The sequence below is a fragment of the Neptuniibacter sp. QD72_48 genome (genome assembly GCF_047778065.1).
Classification (GTDB): domain Bacteria; phylum Pseudomonadota; class Gammaproteobacteria; order Pseudomonadales; family Balneatricaceae; genus Neptuniibacter.
This window is the reverse complement of the sequence record NZ_CP180547.1, coordinates 2,073,949-2,098,291: the sequence shown is the minus strand read 5'-3', so window position 1 is coordinate 2,098,291 and position 24,343 is coordinate 2,073,949. Positions and strand designations below refer to the sequence as shown.

At 43.4% G+C, this 24,343-nt stretch carries 27 protein-coding genes; 8 read left to right on the top strand and 19 right to left on the bottom strand.

Features of this window, described 5'->3' with window-relative positions; genetic code table 11:
• Window positions 1-41: 41 nt before the first annotated feature.
• From ACMXYX_RS09420 to arsC, 9 genes are all read right to left on the bottom strand, one after another.
• Complete coding sequence (locus ACMXYX_RS09420) at window positions 42-443, bottom strand: hypothetical protein (RefSeq protein WP_415896331.1); 402 nt, start codon at window positions 441-443, stop codon at window positions 42-44.
• Window positions 444-568: 125 nt separating this feature from the next.
• Entirely contained in the window at window positions 569-2,173 is a 1,605-nt protein-coding gene (locus ACMXYX_RS09415) for a GDYXXLXY domain-containing protein (protein ID WP_415896330.1), read from the bottom strand.
• Window positions 2,166-3,167, bottom strand: coding sequence for a DUF2157 domain-containing protein (locus ACMXYX_RS09410; RefSeq protein WP_415896329.1), 1,002 nt, complete (start codon window positions 3,165-3,167; stop codon window positions 2,166-2,168). The genes ACMXYX_RS09415 and ACMXYX_RS09410 overlap by 8 nt, the downstream gene beginning before the upstream one ends.
• 70 nt (window positions 3,168-3,237) lie before the next feature.
• Window positions 3,238-3,492 (bottom strand): zinc ribbon domain-containing protein, encoded by a 255-nt coding sequence (locus tag ACMXYX_RS09405; protein WP_415881444.1) that lies wholly within the window; start codon window positions 3,490-3,492, stop codon window positions 3,238-3,240.
• A gap of 2 nt (window positions 3,493-3,494) precedes the next feature.
• Window positions 3,495-3,965, bottom strand: coding sequence for a nucleoside triphosphate pyrophosphohydrolase family protein (locus tag ACMXYX_RS09400; protein WP_415881443.1), 471 nt, complete (start codon window positions 3,963-3,965; stop codon window positions 3,495-3,497).
• A gap of 27 nt (window positions 3,966-3,992) precedes the next feature.
• The gene (locus ACMXYX_RS09395) at window positions 3,993-5,639 is read right to left on the bottom strand and encodes a SufS family cysteine desulfurase (protein WP_415905939.1); all 1,647 of its coding nucleotides are present in this window, start codon (window positions 5,637-5,639) and stop codon (window positions 3,993-3,995) included.
• A gap of 8 nt (window positions 5,640-5,647) precedes the next feature.
• The gene (locus ACMXYX_RS09390; RefSeq protein ID WP_415881441.1) at window positions 5,648-6,088 is read right to left on the bottom strand and encodes a DUF2069 domain-containing protein; all 441 of its coding nucleotides are present in this window, start codon (window positions 6,086-6,088) and stop codon (window positions 5,648-5,650) included.
• A 37-nt stretch (window positions 6,089-6,125) separates the two neighbouring features.
• Window positions 6,126-6,728, bottom strand: a complete 603-nt coding sequence (gene wrbA / locus ACMXYX_RS09385; protein WP_415896327.1) for an NAD(P)H:quinone oxidoreductase — start codon at window positions 6,726-6,728, stop codon at window positions 6,126-6,128.
• A gap of 1 nt (window position 6,729) precedes the next feature.
• Window positions 6,730-7,080, bottom strand: coding sequence for an arsenate reductase (glutaredoxin) (arsC, locus tag ACMXYX_RS09380; protein ID WP_415881439.1), 351 nt, complete (start codon window positions 7,078-7,080; stop codon window positions 6,730-6,732).
• Window positions 7,081-7,223: 143 nt separating this feature from the next.
• Between arsC and ACMXYX_RS09375 the strand changes: the two genes are divergently transcribed.
• From ACMXYX_RS09375 to ACMXYX_RS09365, 3 genes are read left to right on the top strand one after another with little or no spacing between them, the layout of a single operon-like run.
• Window positions 7,224-8,477, top strand: a complete 1,254-nt coding sequence (locus ACMXYX_RS09375; RefSeq protein ID WP_415881438.1) for a YihY family inner membrane protein — start codon at window positions 7,224-7,226, stop codon at window positions 8,475-8,477.
• 18 nt (window positions 8,478-8,495) lie between these two features.
• On the top strand, window positions 8,496-8,771 hold the full coding sequence (locus ACMXYX_RS09370) for an acylphosphatase (RefSeq protein WP_415881437.1): 276 nt from the start codon (window positions 8,496-8,498) through the stop codon (window positions 8,769-8,771).
• Between the two features lie 42 nt (window positions 8,772-8,813).
• Window positions 8,814-9,845 carry an HDOD domain-containing protein gene (locus ACMXYX_RS09365; protein ID WP_415896326.1) on the top strand — a complete coding sequence of 344 codons (1,032 nt, stop codon included), beginning with the start codon at window positions 8,814-8,816 and terminating at the stop codon, window positions 9,843-9,845.
• 60 nt (window positions 9,846-9,905) lie between these two features.
• Here the strand turns inward: ACMXYX_RS09365 and ACMXYX_RS09360 are convergent, their stop codons facing one another.
• The 4 genes from ACMXYX_RS09360 to ACMXYX_RS09345 all read right to left on the bottom strand — a co-directional run bounded on the left by ACMXYX_RS09360 (window position 9,906) and on the right by ACMXYX_RS09345 (window position 13,672).
• Window positions 9,906-11,630, bottom strand: a complete 1,725-nt coding sequence (locus ACMXYX_RS09360; RefSeq protein WP_415896325.1) for a proline--tRNA ligase — start codon at window positions 11,628-11,630, stop codon at window positions 9,906-9,908.
• A 78-nt stretch (window positions 11,631-11,708) separates the two neighbouring features.
• Entirely contained in the window at window positions 11,709-12,551 is an 843-nt protein-coding gene (locus ACMXYX_RS09355) for a mechanosensitive ion channel family protein (RefSeq protein ID WP_415905938.1), read from the bottom strand.
• 25 nt (window positions 12,552-12,576) lie between these two features.
• Entirely contained in the window at window positions 12,577-13,056 is a 480-nt protein-coding gene (locus tag ACMXYX_RS09350) for a DUF523 domain-containing protein (RefSeq protein WP_415881433.1), read from the bottom strand.
• Window positions 13,057-13,240: 184 nt separating this feature from the next.
• On the bottom strand, window positions 13,241-13,672 hold the full coding sequence (locus tag ACMXYX_RS09345; protein WP_415881432.1) for a MaoC family dehydratase: 432 nt from the start codon (window positions 13,670-13,672) through the stop codon (window positions 13,241-13,243).
• A gap of 219 nt (window positions 13,673-13,891) precedes the next feature.
• Here ACMXYX_RS09345 and fabV point away from each other — a divergent pair, with 219 nt between their 5' ends.
• Window positions 13,892-15,085: an enoyl-ACP reductase FabV gene (gene fabV, locus ACMXYX_RS09340; RefSeq protein ID WP_415881431.1), complete on the top strand. Its 1,194-nt coding sequence runs from the start codon at window positions 13,892-13,894 to the stop codon at window positions 15,083-15,085.
• A gap of 81 nt (window positions 15,086-15,166) precedes the next feature.
• Here the strand turns inward: fabV and ACMXYX_RS09335 are convergent, their stop codons facing one another.
• Window positions 15,167-15,640, bottom strand: a complete 474-nt coding sequence (locus tag ACMXYX_RS09335; RefSeq protein ID WP_415881430.1) for an FKBP-type peptidyl-prolyl cis-trans isomerase — start codon at window positions 15,638-15,640, stop codon at window positions 15,167-15,169.
• 80 nt (window positions 15,641-15,720) lie between these two features.
• Complete coding sequence (locus ACMXYX_RS09330; RefSeq protein ID WP_415881429.1) at window positions 15,721-16,371, bottom strand: hypothetical protein; 651 nt, start codon at window positions 16,369-16,371, stop codon at window positions 15,721-15,723.
• 298 nt (window positions 16,372-16,669) lie between these two features.
• On the opposite strand from ACMXYX_RS09330, the gene ACMXYX_RS09325 reads away from it, so the two are divergent.
• Entirely contained in the window at window positions 16,670-16,906 is a 237-nt protein-coding gene (locus tag ACMXYX_RS09325; protein WP_415881428.1) for a hypothetical protein, read from the top strand.
• 68 nt (window positions 16,907-16,974) lie between these two features.
• Here ACMXYX_RS09325 and ACMXYX_RS09320 read toward each other — a convergent pair whose 3' ends face one another.
• Both ACMXYX_RS09320 and ACMXYX_RS09315 read right to left on the bottom strand, forming a co-directional pair.
• Window positions 16,975-17,535 (bottom strand): hypothetical protein, encoded by a 561-nt coding sequence (locus tag ACMXYX_RS09320; RefSeq protein ID WP_415896323.1) that lies wholly within the window; start codon window positions 17,533-17,535, stop codon window positions 16,975-16,977.
• Between the two features lie 191 nt (window positions 17,536-17,726).
• Window positions 17,727-19,322 carry an isocitrate lyase gene (locus ACMXYX_RS09315; protein ID WP_415896322.1) on the bottom strand — a complete coding sequence of 532 codons (1,596 nt, stop codon included), beginning with the start codon at window positions 19,320-19,322 and terminating at the stop codon, window positions 17,727-17,729.
• 175 nt (window positions 19,323-19,497) lie between these two features.
• Here ACMXYX_RS09315 and ACMXYX_RS09310 point away from each other — a divergent pair, with 175 nt between their 5' ends.
• Complete coding sequence (locus ACMXYX_RS09310; RefSeq protein ID WP_415881424.1) at window positions 19,498-20,433, top strand: LysR family transcriptional regulator; 936 nt, start codon at window positions 19,498-19,500, stop codon at window positions 20,431-20,433.
• 51 nt (window positions 20,434-20,484) lie between these two features.
• On the opposite strand, the gene ACMXYX_RS09305 is transcribed toward ACMXYX_RS09310, so the two are convergent.
• Window positions 20,485-20,898 carry a hypothetical protein gene (locus tag ACMXYX_RS09305; protein ID WP_415881423.1) on the bottom strand — a complete coding sequence of 138 codons (414 nt, stop codon included), beginning with the start codon at window positions 20,896-20,898 and terminating at the stop codon, window positions 20,485-20,487.
• A 149-nt stretch (window positions 20,899-21,047) separates the two neighbouring features.
• On the opposite strand from ACMXYX_RS09305, the gene ACMXYX_RS09300 reads away from it, so the two are divergent.
• Window positions 21,048-22,520, top strand: coding sequence for an AAA family ATPase (locus tag ACMXYX_RS09300; RefSeq protein WP_415881422.1), 1,473 nt, complete (start codon window positions 21,048-21,050; stop codon window positions 22,518-22,520).
• A 61-nt stretch (window positions 22,521-22,581) separates the two neighbouring features.
• On the opposite strand, the gene ACMXYX_RS09295 is transcribed toward ACMXYX_RS09300, so the two are convergent.
• Complete coding sequence (locus ACMXYX_RS09295; protein WP_415881421.1) at window positions 22,582-23,256, bottom strand: DJ-1/PfpI family protein; 675 nt, start codon at window positions 23,254-23,256, stop codon at window positions 22,582-22,584.
• Window positions 23,257-23,352: 96 nt separating this feature from the next.
• On the opposite strand from ACMXYX_RS09295, the gene ACMXYX_RS09290 reads away from it, so the two are divergent.
• Window positions 23,353-24,303, top strand: coding sequence for a LysR substrate-binding domain-containing protein (locus ACMXYX_RS09290; RefSeq protein ID WP_415905937.1), 951 nt, complete (start codon window positions 23,353-23,355; stop codon window positions 24,301-24,303).
• The last annotated feature ends 40 nt before the right edge of the window (window positions 24,304-24,343 follow it).

Genomic DNA, 24,343 nt, shown 5'->3' with positions numbered 1-24,343 from the left:
CGGATTATTACTTAAGGTCAGTTTGATTAAATGCTCGAGCTTTAGGAGCAGCTACCTTGGGTTGTCAGTACAACAGAAGGCGTTGTCGTCTTAACGCTCTGGAAGCTCATATCAGATTTATTAATGATCAAGTTTGTTGTGTCCATACCGCCCATAACTGGGTCTTTAGCCGTTCGACTTAACTTGATCTGTTCATCAGACTGTTCAACGCTAAAGCCAGCAACACCGTTTACAACAGCAGAGCCATTTTTAATTACAACAGAATAGCTGCAGCGGCCTTCAGGGCAGTTGCGTGTCTTAGGCGCTTTCATAAATGGGGCCGTGTAACTGGCATGTGTGTAGGAGCACGTATATTGCTTATCTTCGGCCACGGCAGTTAATGGCGTTGCGATACCTGTAGTTAAAGCAATACTCGCGACAAGTAGATTAATTTTGGTGTTCATAATCCTTCCCCGTAGTTTCCTTTAGTAAGTCTAGGGTAAATTTTCAATCCCTGAAAGCCTAAGTCTTAGTTTAACCCTGATAGCTTCCTGTTTTTTCAAATAAAGTACCTAATTTAGTGAAAAAATTACGGGCTATTAGTGCCTATGACATCGAGTGATTCATCAACTAAGGCATACAAAAGTAGCTCACCACTATCATCTGTTTTGAACATGCCGTATTTGGCCGCTTCATATCTTTCCGCTGTACCTTCTTGAAAGAAAAAAGCATTGGTTGCAAATTGTACTCGGCTATTGCGAATACGGTATTGAAGAATAGCTTGGTTCGATGCGAGTTCTTTATCCTTTTCTGAACGGGTTAAAAGCTGCAAAAAACTAGCCTTATGATTTTCATCAAGTTCAACTAAAAGAAAGCCATCAGCAGGGACGTCGTTAAGTGAGCGGTTAAATGCTTCATTGGTGATTTGGAATCTAAGTCGCATGTAGTCACCTTGCATTAAGGACCGAGGATCTACAGGCGCAAGCTCTAATAAAACGGTTTTGCCTTCAGCCAATAAGGTCTCTTTTTGGTAGATATTAATATTTACCGCTATTAGCAAGAGGAAGGCAGTGATTAATGCGCTCCATTTAGCTCGGTTCATATGGGCAGCATGACTAAGACCCATTTTCTCATCTGGAAGATAGATCTTGCTCAGCAGAAAATAACTGACTAACGCAACCGTGCCTAAACCCACTAAATAGATTGATTTAACTAGTAAGGTTTCCTGAAGGTTGTAGTAATACCAAGATACAAAACTAATTAATGCAACTAGACCCAAGCCGAGCAGGGCCCGTTGCTGTCTATGAAAGCCGACTAACAGTAACAAGAGTGCAGCAGGTAAACCGGCAATCGTAAATGAGGTTACCGCCATGATAATAATTAGGGCTAAATAGCCAGCAATGTTTTTACTGTCTTTTGTGACTTGTTGCTCTTTGAATATATAAGCTAGTAGAAATGCGAAAGTGGCTATTTGTGCAATCGATCCAATCAGAGGGCCATTAAGTTGCAGAAAGCCGACATCACTGATTTTGTAGAGAAATGAGAGTTCATTTTGTAACAGCGAATGACCACTAAACTGTAATAGCGAGATAGCCATACCGTAGCTGATAGGAATCAGAAACTTATGCCACTTTAGCCATTGCTGTTCTTTACACCAGATCAATGTAAAAGCGAGGGCGGCTACAGCACTATCTAGCCCATGTATACCTTGGCGGTTTAAACCCCAGAATAGAGCGATCATGGCAAACCAACTCGAGATGACTCTATGAAGGAAACTCGGCATTACAAGGGCTAGGACCGCTTGGTAGATCGCTAGCGCCAGAAAAACCGTAACTTCATTATCTCCCAGAAATTCAAATAAACCCCAGCCAAACATAAATTGGCCGCAAATACTGATAGCTAAAGCTAATTGATTGTAGAAAGGGGACTCGCCACTGTGACGATAGATGGTATAGGCGCCAATGGAACATCCGAGTCCAGCGACCATCAGAAGAATATGGTTATCATAACGGAACAACCATCCGAATATGCTACCTACAAAGCCAAGCATAAACAAAGCTGCTAACCAACCAGAGAAGCCTTGCATCAGATGGATAAACCATGCTGATTGGCTCGGGTGCTCTTCTGGTTGATCCGCAGTGACTATCCCTTCGGTTTGTAGTTTCTGCCAAAGTGCTTGATCTGAATTAGTCATCTTGAGCACTCCTTTGCTGTTTTTGAGCTTGGTATAGATTCTTTAGCCAAATTCCTGCTGCCGTGGACATGCCGATAATTGCCAAACTGATAACCAAAAATGCACCGCCATCGAATGCATCACCAAAGGTTTTAATCAGCAAGGAGCTTGCAGTGATAATAAGGCTGGTGGCTACACCGGAGAGAACAAATAGATCGAGTTGGCAGTGGCGATAGTAGTAGAAAGCGAGAGAGATCCAGATCAGATAGAAGAGTCCGCCCCAATGAAAATCATCAAAATCAAAGATGGACCACATTGCTAACCAAGTTGCCAGTGACCCTGGGAAGAAGAGGGTAATTTGAATAGCAAAGCGATTCTTAATAAGACACTGCTTAAATCTGTATCCGAACTCCAAAATCACAATAAACGCGGTATTGATGGCTAAAAAGATACTGGTCAGATCTTCAGTTCTAAGCAAGAAGCCAAATAGTCCACGGAAGGTTTCGGAATAGAGATAGAGCGCGAGATTGACCAAGGTAATAAAGATTACCCAGATCGTGCTTGCGCGATGAATAATTGCCCAGGGAAGAGTGAATACTGCCCAGATAGCAAAAAGCTGCCAAGGATCGGCACCGGTTTGATAGATTTGACCTACAAGAGCCAGTAGCGCTCCAGTTAATAAAGTAATCAGCGTGATACAGCTGATACCCGAAATACTGTGATGGTCTAATCGTGAATAGACTATGCCTGCAAGCACAATAGTGATTTGAAGTGTTGCAAACTTGGTTAAATTAGAAATAGATTGCCAATTGAAGGCAAAAAAGAAAATAACGCCCGCAGCAAGTGCTACAGCGCTAAGCCAGAGAAGTAGCTTTGCCGTGAAAGCTAACCACTGATTGTTGCTTGGGGAGGCTTGGGTAAGCGCTAAAGCACGCTCTACTTCGTCTGGTTTAATATGGCCTTGTTTGGCCCAATTCAGAATTGTTTGTCGTTCTGGTGTTTGCCCTGAAAGCATAGTTTGGCATCCAGCCTTTGAAAAAGTGAGTGACTCGTATTATCTACTATCACTCACCTTACTATGGCTGTCAAAAACCGCAGCCACCACTTGGACAGCCGCCACCACTCATGCATGGAGGAGCTTCAGGGTTTTTGAGCGTCGAACTTTTTACAACCCCTGCGGTTGATAAAAGTTTTGTAACTTCCGAGTCTTCAGGGATCTCTTGTGGGTCTAGATTAGCGAGAATACATAGCTCACCCCAAGTCTTAGGGGTTAGAGCCATAGTGTGCTTCACTTCAACCACATCACCTGTCGCTTCAATGCGATAATCGTATGTAGGCATAATTAGTCCAGTTTAGGTTCATGCCAGTTGATAGATTTTAGGAATTTGTGAGCCGGGTAGAATTTACCGTCGCTGCCTTCCTGATCCTTGGAGGATTTGATGTAAGCTTCAGGTAGTTCACCGCCTACGTATACATCCAGTTGCTTTTCATTTTGGTAAAAAGCCAATGTTTGGTCAACTTCGTCTTGTGTCTTGCACAGCTTAGATAGGTTGCTTGCTTGAACAGCAGCCATATCTTTGTCGGCATCAATACCCATGATGTGGGCCATACCGTAAGTCACAACAAGGATATCTGCTACAGCATCACGAATTTCAGAGGTATCTTTGTTTTCGAGTCCTTCAACTAATTCAGCTAGCTCTTCTTTGATTAGGTGTAATTGCTTGCCAGCTTTTTCCCAATTTGGGTTCTCAAGGTTGCCTTGTTCATTACCAAATACAGTGTTTAGGTAAGAAACGTCAGTAAAGTTGCTCATTGTCGCTCCAAAAGGAATTCAGTTGTCTTAGTTTGCTTGTTGGGCAAACTGATAAATTTTGTCGATGACAGCACGCAGTCCGTTACCACGTGATGGGCTTAGATGGCGATCAAGTTCTAGTTGCTTAAACAAACCGTCGACATCAAAAGCACAGATCTGATCCGCTGTTTTATGGTTGAAAGCGGTTTCAACCAATACCAGTAATCCACGAATAATACGGGCATCTGAGTCAGTAGCAAAGGTTAACGTACCGTTGTGCTCTTTATTAATGACCAGCCAAGTATTACTTTCACAGCCTTTAACGAGGTGTTCGTCTGTTTTTAACTGTTGGGGAAGGCCTTTAGCAGATTTCCCAAGCAGCATTATCTCTCTGTAACGAGCATTCCAGCCTGAGATACCTTTAAGCTTATCGATCAACGATTCTGGCGATGAGTTTGATTCAACAGCCACAGCCGTAGGGCGAGTAATCGAATCCAGTGTCTGAATGAAATGGTTTACTTCCGCTTCAGTATTATAAAAAGCGAAAGATGCTCGAGTCGTACCCGGTAATCCCAGTCTTTGCATTAGAGGCATTGCGCAATGATGCCCTGTACGGACAGCAATACCTTGTTGATCTAACAGCAAACCAATATCTTGCTGATGTTGGTCGGTCAGTGTGAAAGATACCAAACTGACACATTCAGATGCTGAACCAATACGATTAAACCCTTTGATTTGAGAGCAGCCATCGATAGCTGTTTTAAGCAAATGTTGTTCGTGTTGTTCCAGCAATGATCGATCAAAACCAGATAACCAGTTCAGCGCGGTTGCTAAACCGATCGTGGCACTGATATTCGGTGTGCCTGCTTCAAACTTGAAAGGCAGATCGTTATAAGTCGTTTGATCAAAACTCACGTGTTTGATCATCTCGCCACCGCCTTGCCAAGGAGGCATAGCAGATAAAAGTTCTTCCTTGCCGTAGAGAACGCCAATACCTGTTGGAGCGAAAATTTTATGCCCCGAAAACAGGTAAAAATCAGCATCGAGATCTTGAAGGTCTACTTTAAGATGAGGCAGAGCTTGGGCACCGTCGATAAGTACCAGCGCGCCAGCCTGATGAGTTAACTCTACAATGCGCTTCACAGGGTTAATCGTGCCCAATGCATTAGATGCATGAGTGACCGCGACTAAGCGTGTTTTATTGGAAAGTAATTTTGCAAATTGCTCTAGATCTAATTCGCCATTGTCTAAGAGTGGAATGATTTTGAGAGCAACACCCTTTCTCTGAGCAAGCATCTGCCAAGGAACGATATTAGCGTGATGTTCCAGTGTACTTAAGATGATCTCGTCGCCAGCTTTTAACTGCTGTCTCCAGCTGTTGGCAACTAGGTTGATCCCCTCTGTTGTACCCCGTGTCCAGATGATCTCTTTTTCACTACGGGCATTTAGATAGCGAGCAACGGTGCTGCGAGCAGACTCAAAAAGCAGTGTCGCATCCGCGCTGAGCGCATGACTTGCGCGGTGAACATTAGCGTTGCTCTGCTGATAATAATCTGAGACAGAATCTATGACACATTGCGGCTTTTGAGTTGTAGCAGCATTGTCTAAATAGATTAAAGAGTTTCCATTAACTGTTTGATCTAAAATGGGAAACTGCTTTCTTATGCCCTGTAATAAAGTCTTAGGATCTCGCATGCTTCGGCTTAGCTATCCTTAGATGCTTCATCTTTATCTGCAGCCTGTTCAGCCCAGTGAGCCAGCTGTTTGTTATAGCGCGCACGCCAGCGTGTGTACATCATGGCGCTGGTGAAAAGCGTACCTACAAGTAAGGAATAGCCAATGCCATAGACAGCCGTATTTGGATTAGTCGCAGCTAATACCGCCTGCATAAACAGCAGTAGAAGTACGAAGCAAAGCCATGCGTGCCCACGAGGATTACCTTTAATAATCACCCCTGCAAATGCTAGCAGTGGAGCCATATGGATAAGCCAAATAACCCAAGGTTTTCCGGTTGGAACAGGAATAAGGAAAAGGTGCCAAAGCGTAAACCAACCAAGCAAACCTAGGTAGCTTCCTACACAAAGGATACGCCCTAATTTAGCTTTGCTTTGATAATCGTGATCATCAGGAATATATGCTTTCAACTGCTTGTACTCTCGTGGTTTTACTAGGTGTTTAAAATTAAACGTTGTTTGCTAATCGGCGGGCCAGTTCACCCAAGCGCTTACCTTGGGCAATACATAAATTCTTTTCGATTGGGTCTAGCTCATTGCTATTGTCTGGCCCCGCTACATGTGTCGGCCCATAAGGAGTGCCGCCGCTTTTAGTTTTTAATAACTCAGATTCGGAATAGGGTAAGCCGGCAATGACCATGCCGTGATGTAGTAAAGGCATCATCATGGTAAGCAAAGTAGTTTCTTGGCCACCATGTAAACTAGAACTGGAGCTAAACACAGCAGCAGGTTTATCAATCAGCGCTCCTGACATCCATAAGCTGCTAGTGCTATCGATAAAGTACTTTAATGGCGATGCCATATTTCCAAAACGAGTCGGGCTCCCTAGCGCTAAACCTACACAGTTGGCTAAATCCTGTTCGGAGCAGTAAAGCGCGCCTTGATCAGGAATTGAAGGTTCTGTTGCTTCAGCAACCGTTGAAACTTCAGGTACTGTGCGAAGGCGAGCTTCAATACCGGACTGTTCTACACCACGGGCAATATGTTTAGCCATCGATTGCGTGGCACCGTGGCGGCTGTAGTACAGAACGAGGACGTAGGGAGCGCTCATATTAGATGATTTCCAGAACAGACTCTGGTGGACGACCGATTCGTGCTTGATCGCCTTTGATAACGATAGGGCGTTCGATTAGTTTTGGCACATTGGTCATGATCTCAATGATCTGATCTTCAGAAAGAGACATATCATCTAAGCCGTTTTCTTTGAATTCAGCTTCTTTTTTGCGAAGTAGATCGCGAGCAGAAATACCTAACTGGCTTAGCACTACTTTCAGCTCATCAGCAGAAGGTGCTTCATCAAGATATTTACGAACTTGTGGCTCTACACCGTTCTCTTCTAATAGTGCTAGAGTCTGGCGAGACTTAGAACAACGCGGGTTGTGATAGATAGTTACTTCACTCATTGTGCTATACCGTACTAAGGGATCAAGGTGAAATGATCCGTTCATTGTGTTGGATTATGCGATATTGTATACGCCTGTGTTGCAGATTTCATGAAGGAACTGCATTTTAGGCTAGTGCTTAGCTTATTATTATGAGGATGGAAATGGCTTCGCTGTTAAATCACCGCGTTACACTGTTTATTCGTTATCTATTTCGACAGTTTCTGCAGAACCAAGGGATTCTTAATGCTGCGGCATTAACTTATACCACGCTGTTTGCTGTAGTCCCATTGATGACTGTGTCTTACGCGATGTTGGCGGCAGTTCCCTCTTTTCAGGGAGTAGGGCAGGAACTACAAGGTTGGGTGTTTGATAATTTCGTGCCTGCCACCGGCGCCGTAGTACAGGATTACCTCAACGATTTCTCTTCTCAAGCACGTAAATTAACCGCAGTAGGTATCGCGCTGCTGGCCATCACATCGATTATGATGATGAAAAATATAGAGGCTGCATTTAACCGTATCTGGCGAGTTAATGAGCCTCGTAAAGGACTATCTAGCTTTCTGCTTTATTGGGCTATTTTGAGCCTCGGGCCAATTTTGATCGGTTTAGGCTTAGTTTTAACTTCTTATATCGCAAGTTTGCCGTTTATCAGTGAGGCGACAGAGGCGGTGGGGCGTGCGCGCTTATTGTCAGCATTACCAACGATCTTGTCGGCTACCGCTTTTACTTTGATGTATGTCGCTGTACCTAACTGTCCTGTGCCCTTTAAAAGCGCGCTATTAGGTGGTGTCGGCGTAGCACTGTTATTTGAAACAGCGAAAAGAGGCTTTACTGCGTTTGTTACCCAGTTCCCATCTTATGAACTGATCTACGGTGCTTTCGCAGCCGTGCCTCTGTTTCTGCTTTGGATCTTTATCAGTTGGGTCATCATATTGATGGGCGCTGAGCTAACGCGCTGTATTACAGTTTATCGGCCAAATGAGCGGACTAACGATCTTCCGCACCTATATTCGGTTGTGGCGGTATTACACCGTTTATGGAAGGCTCAACAGCAGGGGAAATCAATCTCGGATCACAAGCTTCTACAAGAGGTGGATGCTTTGGATCAGGGGCGTTGGGATAGCTATCTAAAGATTCTGTTGGAGGGAGGTATTGTTAAGCGTAGTGACCAAGGTGAATACCTATTAAGCCGTGATTTAGGTAATTTAACGTTATATCAACTTAACCAACTACTTCCTTGGCCTACACCTATACCGGTAACTACTACCAGCTTAGTGGAGTGGGAGAGAGTGCTTAACGAAAAGCTAGTTAAGACCTCGGAACAGGAACAGCAGGCGTTTTCTCTGACTTTAGAATCATTGTTTTCTGACAAAGATGAAAACAGTATTAGCACTACAAAACAAATAAACGGTTAAATTTTTAGGTTTTATAAAGTGGCAGATTTATCTATTCATGCATTTGTCAGCGGTCGGGTCCAAGGTGTTTGGTTTAGACAATCAACGAAAGAGAAAGCCATCTCTTTAGGCGTTCAAGGTTGGGTGAGAAACTTAAATGATGGACGTGTCGAGCTTATGGCAACGGGTGAAGAGCAGGCTGTGCTTCAATTGGAAGCTTGGCTGAGCCAAGGACCTGAGCTGGCAAACGTCGCTGAAGTTATTAGTGATAGAGTTGATAACATTGATGCGCCTCAAACCTTCGAAGTGCGTTAATCGACTACACTGCTAGTGATATGTTTTTGTCTTGGAGTAGGTATGTTTGCCAAATTCAAATCAATTTTTGGCTTTTCAAATGATGAAAGATCAGAAGAAGTCAATCAGCCGCAGTCATCAATGGTTGACGGTTCTGAAGATAACGCTTGCGCTGTAACTGATGATGCTCCAAAGGTAATGGAACATTCCCGTGAATTAACGCTTTCATTTATTAGTAATCTTTTAGGTGTAAGATCATTAGGTACTGAAGAATCGCACCAACAGGAGCGTATCCTAAGGGCCTCATTAGATGAAGAGATGGTGGGGTTGAGTGAAGAATCAATTCCCAAATTATCGAAAAATGCTTTATTGCTGATGAATGATCTGGTTAACCCGGATACTCCTCAATCGAAAATTGTTTCTGCTATTAAAGAAGACCCTGCCTTAGCTGGGAAAGTGATCTCTATCGCTAATTCTCCCGCATTTGTCGGATCAGGTGTTGTGATTCAAGATTTAGAGCACGCATTAAGTATGCTAGGTCAGCAGCGTTTAAGGGATGTAGTGTTATCTTCTTTGGTTGCTGACAAGTTCCAAATTGATAGTTTTTATTTTGAGACCTTCGGTAAGGCTTTGTGGGATCACTCTTCAGAGGTTGCCAATAATGCCAAAAAGATTTGTGAAAATCTGGGAGGAAATCCCAGTTTAGCGTATTTTGTTGGTTTGATACACGATGTTGGTAAATTGATCATTTTTAAAAAATTGATTGAAATACATGCTGTTGAAAAGCAAGAACCGCACCCTGAGGTTTTTAGTCATCTTTTAAGTGATTTTTCTCATGCGCTAACAAGACGTGCGTGTGAAGTATGGGAACTGCCAGAGCATTGGTGTCAGCCAATTACTGACTTCCAAATGGCAACAGAAAATGATCTTAAGCGGCCTGAATCAATAGCGTTGTTCTTGGCGAATGCCTATGCTGAACTTCATGCTTTGTATCGTGAGGGTGAGATCACAGAGTTTGAGTTGGTATGGCGTTTACAACAGACAGGCTCGAATATTGATGATTTTAGACGGTTATATCCTCAAGAAGAGGATTGATAGAAGAAAAAACGGGCGCTAAGCCCGTTTTTTTATGGAGCAATGATCTGAAAAATAATCTTACAGATTGATACGCTCAGCTAGTAGTGGTAACACGCCATCTACTGCAACGTCTTGTTTCTCGTCGTCACGACGGCCTTTGTATTCTAAAGTGCCTGCTTCGATACCACGAGGAGAGATAACCACGCGGTGTGGGATACCCATAAGATCAGAATCAGCAAACTTAACGCCAGGGCTGGTCTTCTTATCACGGTCATCCATGATTACATCGTAACCTGCCTGCTTTAGTTCATTGTAAAGCTTGTCAGTTAGTTCGCGTACTTCATCAGACTTATCGTATTGAAGCGGAATTAGTGCAACGTGGAATGGAGCGATCGCTTCTGGCCAGATAATACCGCCGTCATCGTGGTTCTGCTCAATCGCAGCTGCAATGACACGGGTAACACCGATACCATAACAGCCCATATCCATTACTACAGACTTACCATTTTGATCCAAAACTTCAGCGCTTAGGGCTTTTGAGTATTTCTGACCAAGCTGGAAAATGTGACCTACTTCGATACCACGTTTGATGACAAGTGTACCTTCACCACATGGGCTCGGATCACCTTCAACAACGTTACGAAGATCTGCGACTTCTGGTAGATCAACATCGCGATTCCAGTTGATACCAAATAGATGCTTGCCGTCGATGTTAGCGCCAGCACTGAAGTCAGATGTTTTAGCAACCGTACGGTCAACAATCACTGGGATGTTTAAGCCAACAGGGCCAAGAGAGCCTGGGCCAGCACCGATTAGATCACGGATCTGTTCTTCTGTAGCAAATTCTAGAGGTTCAGCAACTTGTGCAAGTTTCTCTGCCTTGATCTCGTTTAACTCGTGATCACCACGAACCAACAGAGCAACAAAATCTGCTTCGCACTCTTCAGATGCTGCAACGATCAACGTTTTAACTGTTTTCTCAATTGGTTGATCAAACTGCTCAACCAATTCATCAATTGTCTTCGCATTTGGCGTATCTACTGTCGTCATCTCAACAGATGGCGCTGCTAGATCGCCTTCAGGAGATAGTGCTTCAGCTAATTCTACGTTTGCTGCGTAATCGCTAACATTAGAGAACGCGATGTCATCTTCACCAGAGTCAGCAAGTACGTGGAATTCGTGAGAGGTAGCACCACCGATTGAACCTGTGTCCGCAAGTACAGGACGGAAATCTAAGCCTAGGCGGTTAAAGATGTTGGTGTAAGTTTGGTGCATTACATCGTAAGTCTGTTGAAGAGATTCCTGACCTACGTGGAAAGAATATGCGTCTTTCATGATAAATTCACGTGAGCGCATTACGCCAAAGCGAGGGCGAATTTCGTCACGGAATTTAGTTTGGATCTGGTAAAAGTTTGCAGGAAGCTGTTTGTAGCTTTTGATCTCACGACGGATAAGGTCAGTGATGACCTCTTCGTGCGTAGGGCCTACACAGAATTCACGGTTGTGACGATCATTAACGCGCAGTAGCTCAGGACCGTAAAGTTCCCAGCGGCCAGACTCTTCCCAAAGCTCAGCAGGCTGAATTGCTGGCATTAGGACTTCCATCGCACCGGATTTGTCCATCTCTTCGCGGACGATACGCTCAACTTTGCGAAGCGTGCGAAGGCCAAGCGGCAACCAGTTATAAAGACCTGAAGCAACTTTACGAATAAGGCCTGCTCGAAGCATCAACTGGTGGCTGATGACTTCTGCGTCGGATGGCGTTTCCTTAACGGTGGATATGAGATACTGGCTAGTGCGCATACTTTTACTCAATCAATTTTAAATTCGTTTCAAATCGCCACATTGTAGGTGGCTGCAATGGTGCTGCCAAGGAAAAAACTACTCAGCAGCTGCATTTTTCAATGTAACTTCCCGTTGAGGGAATGGAATTTCTATATCAGCGGTTTGAAGTGCTTTAAATACAGCTAAATTCACTTGATATTGCACTTCAAAATAGCGGTCTGTCGGCACCCAATAACGGTAAGCAATATTGATAGAAGAATCGGCAAAGGCTTCGATGCCCACTTGTGGCGGGGATTCTCGAGAAAGTTCATCAAACTGGGCTAAAGATTGTTTGATTACTTGAATCGCAACTTCTGGATCTGCACTGTAGCTAATACCAACAGAGGCTTCGACAACTTTATTAGCGAAAGAATTGGTTATCACTTCACCGACGATGTGCTTGTTTGGAATTGTAATGATCTCACCATCTTCTGTGGCGAGTAGGGTATGTGCGAGCTTAATCTCTGTTACGACACCAGAAATGTCGTTAATTGTTATGGTATTACCGACGACGAATGGACGGGTCAGGATAATAGTGAAGCCTGCGCCATAATTGGAGAACACACCTTGTAGAGCTAATCCAGCACTTAGAGATACGGCACCGATTGCTGCCACAAAAGGCGCAACGCTGATACCAAATTTACCTAAACAAATCACCAATACCATAGCTACGATTAGCAGCTTTACGGTACTGGCTATAAATAAGCTCAGGGTAACATCAACGCTATTCTTTTCGCATAGCTTAAGAGCGAACTTGCCTATTGATCGAGCGACAATCAGACCGATCAAAAAAATGATGATCGCGCCAATTACCTGAAAACTGTAATTGACGAAAAAATCTATGACCATATTTGTTAAACGAGTTATGGTTTCTAGCTCGTTTTGAATCTCTTGCTCCATCAATAGGCCTCTTAACTAATTCGTTTCAGGCCGTCATCCTTTCAGAATCTTCGATAAAAGCAAAGAGTTCAGGCAGTTCTTTTTCACTGAATACAGGGATGCCGTTACGCATTAACTCAGCTGCTGCTACACCTGAACCTTCAACTAGGTTGCCGGAAAAATTGCCATCATAGATACGTTTGTTGCCGCAAGAAGGACTTTTAGCCTTCATAAGCGCGCAAGCGACACCTTCGCGTTTGGCAATTTCTAAGGTTCTTTCAGCACCTGATAAAAACTCAGGCGTAACGTCGTTGCCATCTTGTGTCGTGATTAAAATAGGGAATTTGCACTGTGTTTCTGCTGGTGGGCGTGGTGTGCTTAAGCCACCTGCGACTTCAGGGCAGATAGGGACAAAGCGGCCTTCCTTGTGCCAACGCTGCAATGTTGGGTGGTCAATTAAGTGATGGCCGCCATCATAGCGTACGCGATCACCTAGCATGCAGGCGCTAATTAAAATCTTCTTCATGGTAGTCCATTTTTGTTGTTATTTTTTTGCTGGCACATTCTACTCATGGGTAGAAGGATCGCAATCGACCAAAGTCTAGAATTTAATCAATTCTATTGATAAGGATCATTAAAATTAGGAAGGAGTGATAAATATGGGGTAGGAGGCGCTAGCTTAGATAAAGCTAGCGCATAGAAAGAGGAAATTAAGCTTCTTTCTTATCAACCATAAAGGTTGCTGTACCTGTAGCAACAACTTTATCGCCTACAGTTACATCTGTTTTGCACTTTACGCGACGGCGGCGTGTATCAATCTCTTCAACTGTAAGTGTCGCTTTAGCTGTGTCACCAATAAATACAGGAGCACGGAACTTAATTTGTTGATCAACATAAATTGCGCCTGGCCCTGGAAGCTTCGTACCTGCAACAGTTGAGATCAGTGCAGCACTAAACATGCCGTGGACAATGCGTTTTTCAAATGGTGTTGTTTTCGCGTAATCATCATTAATGTGAACTGGGTTAGTATCACCGGAAATACCCGCAAACATGCAGACGTCTGCATCAGTAATGGTTTTGGCAAAGCTATCGCTCATACCTACTTCTAAATCTTCTAGGTAGTAACCGTGTAGTTCCTGCATGGGGATGTTCCTTTAAATAGAATATGCAATCTGCGCATCATAACCAAAAGAAACCGCCTCTGCCTATTTATAAAATCAGTTAGTAACAATTCGTAAGAATTAAATAGCCCAGTAAATTTTGTCTGTGAATTAGGGATGCCGCATGAAACTGTCAACTTGCAATGAATTGCTGTATCTTACAGACCAAATTTTTCTAATGGATTTGAGACCCGTTTAGCCATGATTATCAAACCAAAAATTCGCGGTTTTATTTGTACTACTACTCACCCAACTGGCTGTGCAGCTAATGTGCGTGAGCAAATCGAATACACTCAGAAGAAGGGCGCTATTGAAAATGGCCCTAAGCGTGTTCTAGTAATTGGTGCATCCAGTGGCTACGGTTTATCTTCCCGTATCGCAGCAGCATTTGGTTCGGGCGCAGCGACAATTGGTGTGTTTTTCGAAAAGCCAGGTACTGAGCGTAAAACAGGTACTGCAGGCTGGTATAACTCTGCAGCATTTGATTCAGAAGCTAAGGCGGCTGGTCTTTACTCTAAAAGCTTGAATGGCGATGCTTTCTCTCACGAAGCCAAAGAGAAAACGATTGCGCTAATTAAGGAAGAGATGAAGCAGGTTGATCTAGTTGTTTACTCTCTAGCTTCTCCTGTTCGTAAAATGCCAGATTCTGGTGAAGTTATCCGTTCTTGCCTTAAACCTATTGGTGAGCCGTACAAATCCACAGCGATTGACACTAATAAAGATGTCATCATCAATGCTGAGGTTGAGCCGGCTACTGAAGAAGAGATCGCAGCTACTGTAACGGTAATGGGCGGTGAAGATTGGGAGCTATGGATGGACGCGCTTTCTGAAGCAGGCGTACTAGCTGATGGCTGTAAATCTGTAGCGTACTCTTACATCGGTTCAGATATTACTTGGCCAATCTACTGGGATGGTGCATTAGGTAAAGCTAAGCAGGATCTTGATCGTGCTGCTAAAGTAATCGATAGCAAGCTCAACGCAACAGGCGGTCAAGCGAACATTGGTGTTTTGAAATCTGTTGTAACTCAGGCAAGTTCTGCAATCCCAGTTATGCCTCTATATTTGGCAATGTGCTTTAAGGTAATGCGTGAACAGAACCTACACGAAGGTTGCATGGAGCAGGTTCAGCGTTTATTCGATACAGGTCTATACGGTGATACAGCAGAAATGGACGATACTAACCGTTTCCGTATGGATGACTGGGAGCTTAAAGAAGAAGTTCAGAATGCGTGCCGTGAAATCTGGCCTCAAGTAACGTCTGAGAACCTATTCGATCTTACAGATTACCAGCTGTATAAAGATGAGTTCTTGAAACTATTTGGTTTTGGCATCGACTCCGTAGATTACGAAGCAGATGTCAGCCCTGTAGCTGAATTTGATGTTAGCGATATTTAATCGTTTATACATAACAGGAAGCCAATTGGCTTCCTGTTTACTTTATATCTTGCCTCAATTTAGCATTCTGTCAGAGATTGTTTAGTTCTTAAAATCTAACAGTTCAACATCAAATATAAGCACTGACCCTGGTGTAATAACGCCAGCAGATCCATTTCCGTAAGCTAGATTTGATGGGATGTAGAAACGGTATTTGTCGCCCGTTGCCATCAATTGTAAGCCTTCTGTCCAGCCTTTAATGACTTGATTTAAACCAAATTCAATAGGCTCTCCACGATCGACCGAGCTATCAAACACTGTGCCGTCTATCAATGTGCCATGATAATGAACTTTAACTGTGGATGTGGCACTGGGCTTGGATGTTCCATCAGCCTTTTCGATAACCTTAAACTGTAAACCAGAACTTGTCTGGGTGACGTCCGGATCGTTTGTGTTTTCAGCTAAAAATTCTTCGCCAGCTTTCTTGTTGGCTTCTGCGAGTTTTAAATTATTTTGGCGACTAGTGTAGAGAAATAAAACGATGGCCAATATTAAAAGCGGTAGTACATATTCCATAAAGGCTGGGCTCTTGAAGGTGAGAAAAGCTCAATCTATAGCACAGACCATCAACTGACAAGAAAGTGTTTATGTATCTGCTAAAGCAATGCTTGTAATTGCTCTTTCTCTTCGGCGCTATAGTTCTGCAGTAGAGACAGTGTTTTAGGCGGTAATCTATCGGTTTCTTTGGTTATCTGTGCAAGGTTGAAATATAGATAGTCGTGCATCCACTGCTGATAACTCTGTAACCAGTCACACATGAGTTCTTCTGTAGAGGTTTCGTCTGCAGTAAAGCCCGCCTGTAAATCTTCTTCAGTGTATAGGTAGCCCAGTTTTAGATCATAATAAGTAGGGTTGTCTTTACAAAAATAATCGACAGAAACTCGATCAGAAAGCGCTTTGTGCAATATGTAACTAATACGGCTGACGGATAATGGGCCGGCGTTTAACGAGTTAATATGCTCGGTTACTTGATGTGAAAAGGACTCAATAGTGGAATCGCTATATAGCACTGCAGCCATAATCTGGTCGATTCTAAAGACAGCGACGATCTCTTTTTTGAGTAGCTTAAGATAGCGCGCTTTCTGATTGGCTGGCAGGAATTGTTCCAACATGTCTAAGTAAAATTGATCGATGCTGGAAATGCTCGGAGCCTCTTCGAGTGCCTTCATATGCTTTTTAATCTGCTCATGAACAGGGATCTGTTCTAGTGCGTTTAGGCGCTTTGGTGTATGTGTAACAGCGTGCATGACCGGCTCCGAGGTTATTTTCTAATATTCAATGCACAGCAAACCTAATGCCAGAATGTTTAAACGATTTATAATCAGTAGGTTGGCTGGTTGAAAAATGACCAAAGCTGCGGTGGGTGGGTAGATAGTTGCCGTTATTAACACCTAGTGGCATGTGAGGGGCAAAAAATAACCGAGCCATTTGAGGTTGTTGTTACCATCGTCAAAAACCGTCTAAATAGCAGCGGTTTAGTTTGTTTGATTGTCTAAAAAATTGGTATATTTCGTATCTAACTTCCAGCTTATCAAGGAAAATATATTGGACCTTAAACGAAAAGTACCGCTGCATTTGGACGCAGCTATACTGCTTGCGATTGTTTTCGTGTGCTCATTAGGTTTCAACCTGTTTCAGATGTACCAAGTTGTAGAGTTGAATAAAGAGACAAGCCAACAGGGGGTTCAGGCTGTGCTTGATCAAATGAATTTAGATGAAGCTTTGAAAAGGGTGAAGGTCTTAGAGCAGAGCTGTGAGCTGCAGGACGGCGAAACACAATAGTTTTATATCAGGCAATAAAAAGGACGCAATCGCGTCCTTTTTATATGTGTGAGGCTAGGGTGATGGGATCACTCGCTTAGCAAATTCACACAATCTTTATCGATGTCGTAATCGTAATAAGCCATGCCTAGTTTGTTTAGGTAATCCATTCGATCAGCGCTTTTTAGATCAATTTCTGGTGCTTCTAGGCCGCATTCTTCATAGATGCTGGCTAAATGAGCCAAATAAGCTTCGCCTTCTTTCACCATTAATAGACTCGCTGCGCCTACATCAGTTTTTACTCGGCTGTTTAGATCATCTGAAAGCGTCACTTCAAAAACGACAGGTTCTTCGTCGCCTTCAATACGTACTGAGCGGTTTCTAACAGTTTGTTCAGCCCAAAAGTAAGCTAACTCTTTGCTTTGTGTTAGGAATACAGGCTCGATGGTTTCGGTATAGCTATTACCGATTGTAGCCATTGTTTGTTTAGCAGCTTGTTTAAGCGCCTTGTCGCCAGAACGATTTAACCCCTGATCTTTGATTGATTCGACCAGCGCGGAAGATGTGCCATGGTACCAAGTGTTACTAGTGGCAAAACCCTGTTCGGTTAACAGTTCTTTAGCGTCTTTAAGAAAAGTAGGTGTAGTCATAATCTAAATCACTTAATCAGTTTGCAATTGAAAGCAGTAGGGGATTCTATCTTAAAAATCAAAATGAATCCTTTTTAACTTTCTAAGTATTTGTAGCAGGTATAAAAAAGGCGACACCTTAAAAAGGGGCCGCCTTTCTATGCAAGGTAGATGCCCTAGCTAGCTAGAACATTTGCCTTAGCTAGTATTGCTTAGCTGAACTGGTTAGAAGTGTTCTTCGCGCCGCCAGCTTTTAGAGCGTTCTCACCAGCAAAGTATTCTTTGTGGTCGTCGCCGATGTCAGAACCAGACATGTTTTGGTGCTTAACACATGCGATAGTCTGACGGATCTCTTTACGCTGTACGCCTTCAACGTAACCAAGCATAGCCTTCTCACCGAAGTATTCTTTAGCCAAGTTATCAACAGACAGTGCAGTCGTGTGGTAAGTAGGCAGAGTGATTAGGTGGTGGAATACGTTCGCTTCGCGAGCAGTATCAGCCTGGAACGTTTGAACGCGAGCGTCAGCAGCGTCAGACAGTTCTGAACCGTCGTAATCAGCAGACATTAGGTTGTCGCGGTCGTAACCAGAAACGTCTTTACCTTCAGCAGCCCATGCATCGTAAGTCTGCTGACGGAAGTTTAGAGTCCAGTTGAAAGATGGAGAGTTGTTGTAAACTAGTTTCGCATTTGGGTGAACCTTGCGAACGTCGTCCATCATGCCTTTGATTTCGTGAACTGTTGGTACAGCAGTCTCGATCCAAAGAAGGTCAGCACCAGCATTGATAGCTTCGATACAATCGAATACGCAACGCTCGTGGCCAGTACCTGCGCGGAACTGGTATAGACCAGAAGGTAGACGCTTAGGACGAACTAGCTTGCCGTTACGGCTGATTAGTACGTCGCCTTCAGCAGTATCTTCTGGAGCAACTTCTTCAACGTCTAGGTAAGAGTTGTAAACGTCGCCTTGGTCGCCTGGTTCTTTAACTACAGCGATTTCTTTAGTTAGGCCAGCACCTTCAGAGTCAGTACGAGCAACGATAACACCGTCATCTACACCTAGCTCAAGGAAAGCGTAACGTAGAGCACGTAGTTTAGCGTGGAAGTCAGCGTGAGGAACAGTTACTTTACCGTCCTGGTGACCACACTGCTTCTCGTCAGCAACCTGGTTTTCGATCTGTAGGCAGCATGCACCTGCTTCGATCATCTGCTTAGCCATTAGGTAAGTCGCTTCAGCGTTACCGAAACCAGCATCGATGTCAGCAACGATTGGCACTACGTGAGTTTCGTGGTTGTCGATCTGAGACTGGATGTCAGCTTCTAGAGCAGCGTCACCAGCTTCACGTGCTTTGTCTAGTGCACGGAATAGACCGCCTAGTTCACGAGCGTCAGCTTGACGAAGGAATGTGTAAAGTTCGTTAACAAGAGAAGCAACAGAAGTTTTCTCGTGCATAGACTGGTCTGGTAGAGGACCGAAGTCAGAACGTAGAGCAGCAACCATCCAACCAGATAGGTATAGGTAACGACGCTCAGTAGAACCGAAGTGCTTCTTGATAGAGATCAGCTTTTGCTGACCAACAAAACCGTGCCAGCAGCCTAGAGACTGAGTGTACTTAGTTTTGTCTTTGTCGAACTCAGCCATGTCGCGACGCATGATACCAGCAGTGTACTTAGCGATATCTAGGCCAGTTTTGAATTTGTTCTGAGCGCGCATGCGTGCAGCAGATTCTGGGTTGATTGCATCCCAAGGGCTACCAGCTTCAGCTTTAAGACCTGCAATGCTTTCGATGTCTTTGTTCAGTGATGACATGGTCATTCCTTCTATATTAGTTGCTAGCCAGTTTTCGGCTAACTCTTAAAAGTTTCGCAATCGATTCTAGTGCGGTTAACCCTATAATTGAAATAAATGCCTGTTATTTGCAGTATTTATCCTGTGAATAGGTCTATGGTATTATTACTGAAACACGCATGATTACGGCATTGATATGAATCTGGATAAAATCGACCTTAACCTTTTGGTGTATCTTGATATTTTGCTGCGGGAGCGTAATGTGACTCGATCCGCCAGCTTACTTGGGATTACACAGCCCGCTATGAGTAACGGTTTGCGGCGGTTGCGTGAAACTTTTGGTGACCCACTTTTGGTTCGAACCAGTGAAGGAATGGTGCCTACTGAGCGTGCTCAATCATTGCAGCCACTGCTTAGACAGATCCTTGCATCGGTAGAACAGGTTATAGAACCAACAACTGAGTTTGATGCTAAATCCAGTGATCGAGTCTTTCGTATAATGACCAGTGACTATGGTGAGGCAACACTATTACCCCGATTATTAAAGCGTTTGAACCGTGAAGCGCCTGATGTTGTTCTTGATATCTTAACGCCGAGTGATATGAGCTTTCTTGAAGTGGAGCAGGGCTTGGTTGATCTGGTCATCAACCGTTTTGATACTATGCCGCAATCCTTCCACCAAAAGACCTTATGGAAAGATTCGTTTTCGTGTTTGTTTGCCGTAGATAATCCCATTTCCCATGATTACTGTTTGGAAACTTATATCAGGGCAAATCATGTTTGGGTGAGTAAAACCGGCATGGGAGCAGGTATGGGTATCACGCCTGAAGATACCAAGCGGCTCGGTTGGGTTGATGAGGCATTAGACTCAATTGGCTATAAGCGCCATATCTCGGTATTCACTCGACACTATCAATCAGCTGCTTTGCTTGCTTCTCAGCGTGGTCTTATCGCAACTATTCCAAGTCGTGCTGCTTCTATCCAATCTGAAAACCCCAGATTAGTAGTGAAAAAACCGCCTTTTGATATTCCGGAATTTGAGTTCAAAATGGCTTGGAGCCCATTGCTACAACATAACGCTGCTCACCGTTGGATACGCCAGGTTATCTCTGATGTGGCTTCAGTTTCCTAAAGAACGAAAAGTTATAATTTTTTATAAATCTAATAAGGCGGTTTAACCGCCTTATTTTTTGCCTAATGATTCTTCAGGTATTGCGCATTCAATTGTTGGATGGAGCATGGCTTGCTTGGTCTTCTTTGTTTGCGGTATCGAAATTAGTCCAAAAAACAGCATAAAACCAATGTACCAATTAGCCGTTAGGAAAATCTGTGAATATGAAAGGTATTGTTCTATGACGTTGCCTTCCATTCTTGGGATATGCAAGTAAATCGAATATAGGTACCAAAACAATATTTGAATTACGATCAAATGATGAAACCATCTGAACATCGCTTTGAACTGTTCTACCAAGATAAATGATAAGAGTAGAAATGTTGCAGGTATGGCGATGGTTATATATCCGTGAAGCCCTAGAGTGTCACTTGAAAGGTATATAGCTATGCTGCTTAGCCATACTATTAAAGTCAGTAGTTTCATCGGAATTCCTTTTCTTTATTACAGCAATTAGGCTTGGATCCACTGTTTCAGTCAACAGGTCAAATGCCCGAGTTAACTATTTGATTTACTTTGCATAGATACTTACAGATGTAATAGAGTAATTCCTTTAGTTTAAATGGAGTTTAGGCATGGTACAGCATCAACTGGAAGTCTTAATCAAATCTGAGATCCCTCTAATTGTCATCGAAAGTACCGAGGAGAATCAGGTGGTTGATGTGCTGTTATCACTTAAGCCTGTGTATGAAAGGCCGCTATTCAAGTGGACTTTGACCGATGGCATTCAGCGAATTGATCGTGATCTCCCGCCGCAAAAGTTATTCTCGCAACCGACCGAAGCCCTAGCGCATATTAAATCAGTATCTACCCCTGGTGTTTACGTATTGGCGGATTTGCATCCGTTTTTGGATGAGCCTATGCACGTACGTTTATTGAAGGATATTGCGCTCAAATTTCATGAACTAGGCCATACGTTAATCTTGCTTAGCCACGCGTTGGAAGTGCCAGTTGAGATTATGAAACTTAGCGCCAAATTAGATATCGCTCTACCTGAACGTAGGGAGATAGAAAAAATTGTTCGAGAGGAAGCACAGAGCTGGTTGGCTAGTTCAGGCTCTAAAGTGCAGGCGAGTTCTGAAAACCTGCAGCTTTTGGTTAGAAACTTAACGGGTTTAACCCGATCTGATGTTCGGCGATTAGCAAGAAATGCAATTTTTGATGATGGTGCGATCACCACCAGTGATATCCCTGCAATTAACGAAACGAAGTATCAGCTATTGAGTGAGCAGGGGAATATGCATTTTGAATATGACACTGCACAGTTCTCTGATATAGCCGGTTTTAACGGACTTAAAAATTGGTTAAATGAACGAAAACCATTTTTTAACGGTGATAGTGGCGTTGGTAATTTACCCGCACCTAAAGGGATGCTGTTATTGGGCGTACAAGGTTGTGGTAAAAGCCTTGCGGCTAAAGCGGTTGCAGGTAGCTGGCATGCGCCTTTATTACGACTGGATTTTGGCGCCCTATATAACAAATTTTACGGTGAGACTGAGCGTAATCTTCGTGAAGCCCTACAAACGGCAGAGGTTATGGCGCCCTGTGTGCTTTGGTTAGATGAGATTGAAAAAGGGATCTCATCAGGAAGTGATGAGGGTGGCCCTGCGACACGCATGCTGGGTACCTTGTTGACGTGGATGGCCGAGAAAGATGCGCCCGTATTTATCGTAGCTACGGCGAATGATATTGAAGCCTTGCCACCGGAGCTTGTACGAAAAGGGCGTTTTGATGAGATCTTCTTTGTCGATCTCCCTAATGACGATATTCGTTTTAAAATCTTTGATATTCATCTGAAACGCCAAGGTGTCGATGTAAGCAACTTTGACTTTAAGCGATTGATTGAAGAAAGCGTTGGATTTTCGGGAGCTGAAATTGAGCAAGCAGTTATCTCTGCTTTTTATACCGCCCATGCCCAGAATGTTGAACTTGATCAAGCTCTACTGCATGCCGAGTTACGAAAGACTCAGCCCCTGTCTGTTGTGATGTCTGAAAAGATTGATTATTTAAGAGAGTGGGCTTCTACTCGAACGGTTTCTTGTGAGTAATATTTTCGTTGTTTATAAATGATGGAAGGCCCAGCAAATAAATTTGCTGGGCCTGAGTTAATTACAAAATAAATTTCTTAGTAGAAAAGCGTGTGTATTGTAGCGCCTCTGCTACTTCATTAGCTTTAGAGGCCGATGCTAATTTACTCAGAAGCACTAGCGCTGCTTGATAGCTAACTAAGCTGCCATTGGACGTAATCACATTACCGTCAATTACTACATTCTGATCGTATTGGACTTTTACATCTGGAAAGGTGCGAGCAAGATCCTTTTCACCGCCAGCCCAAGTTGTGGCCTTTAATCCATCCAACAGGCCTGCCTTACCAAGTAAGAAAGAACCGGAGCAGTTACTCGCCATCCATTCGGCGTTTTTAGCCGTGGTTTTAATGAATTGGATCAATTGGATGTTTTCGAGCAGTGGGTCCATGTCGTAACTAGAGGGTACGATTAGAACGTCTAGTTCAGGAGCATTACCGATCCAATAGGGGCTGTTTAAGCTTAGGCCCTCTTCAGTGGTTACCGCGGGCTTATTTTCAACATTGATAACGATAGGTGTGTAGTCACTAAACCATGTTTTTCTACTGGCGACGCCAAAAACTTCTAATGGTGCTGTTACATCGGATGTTAGAACACCATCAAAGACAAGAATGCCGATCTTCTTACTCTCGCCGAATGTTAGTTGACTTAAGAGTAGTAAAACCAGAGTTGCTGTTAGTCGTACAAATTGCTTTCTCATTTTTATCTCCGGAAAGTTAATTGCGACCATTTTAGAATCAAGCTCATAAGTGAAAAATATCTTGATCAGAATTTAATTGGTGAATATTCTTCATGAATGGATAAATTCAATGTATTAAAAACGTTTATTACCGTATGCGAAAAAGGATCATTTGCAGCTGCCGCAGCGGTACTAGGTGCGGATGCATCTACAGTAAGCAAGGCGATAAGCCGATTAGAAAAGCAGTTAGCCTATACACTGTTTTATCGTTCTACCCGAAAGCTGACCATTACTGATGCGGGAAAGGAATACCTAGAGACTGTAAGAACGTTACTCATAGATCTAGATGAGTGTGAGCAGCGTCTTAAATCGGGTAATGAGTCTGCAACGGGTGTTCTAAAGGTAAACTTACCGGTCGCTTACGGGCGTTTATATATTGTTCCATTACTCTGTAAATTTACCGAACGGTATCCGGATATTAGTCTGCAATTGAGTTTCTCCGATGAATATGTCGATATTATCGAACGGGGATTCGATCTCTCGATCCGAACAGGTACGGTATCTGATAGTCGTATGGTATTGCATAAGTTGAGCCCTATGGATTTTCTTACTTGTGCATCAAGAAGCTACCTTATGAAGTGCGGACAAATCGATAGTTTTCAGGATTTTGATAATCACCGATGGATACGTTTTCGCTTTAAGCAGACAGGTAAGTTGATGCCTGTTTTGGCTGAAGTGGATGGGGAGACCGAAAAGCTAGATCCCAAAAACTATTTAGTAGTTGATGATGGTCAGGCGCTGGTGGATCTTTGTCGTAGCGGTGTCGGTGTGATGCAGGGGCCTCATTTTCTATTTAAAGATGGCTTAAGCTCAGGTGAATTAGTCTCGTTGTTTCCACCTATTGAGCCAGAAGACTATGGTGTGTATTTACTCTATCCTAGGCGGGATTTTCTACCACGTAAGGTGGCAGTATTTACTGAGTTTTTAAAAGCGGAACTAGAAAAGATGAGCGAAGGGTCTAACTATTGTTGGACTAGGGAAGTAGCTTATCAAAATGAGTGGGAATAGTGCGCTGATTTAAGATCAACAATCAACGTACTATTCCAAT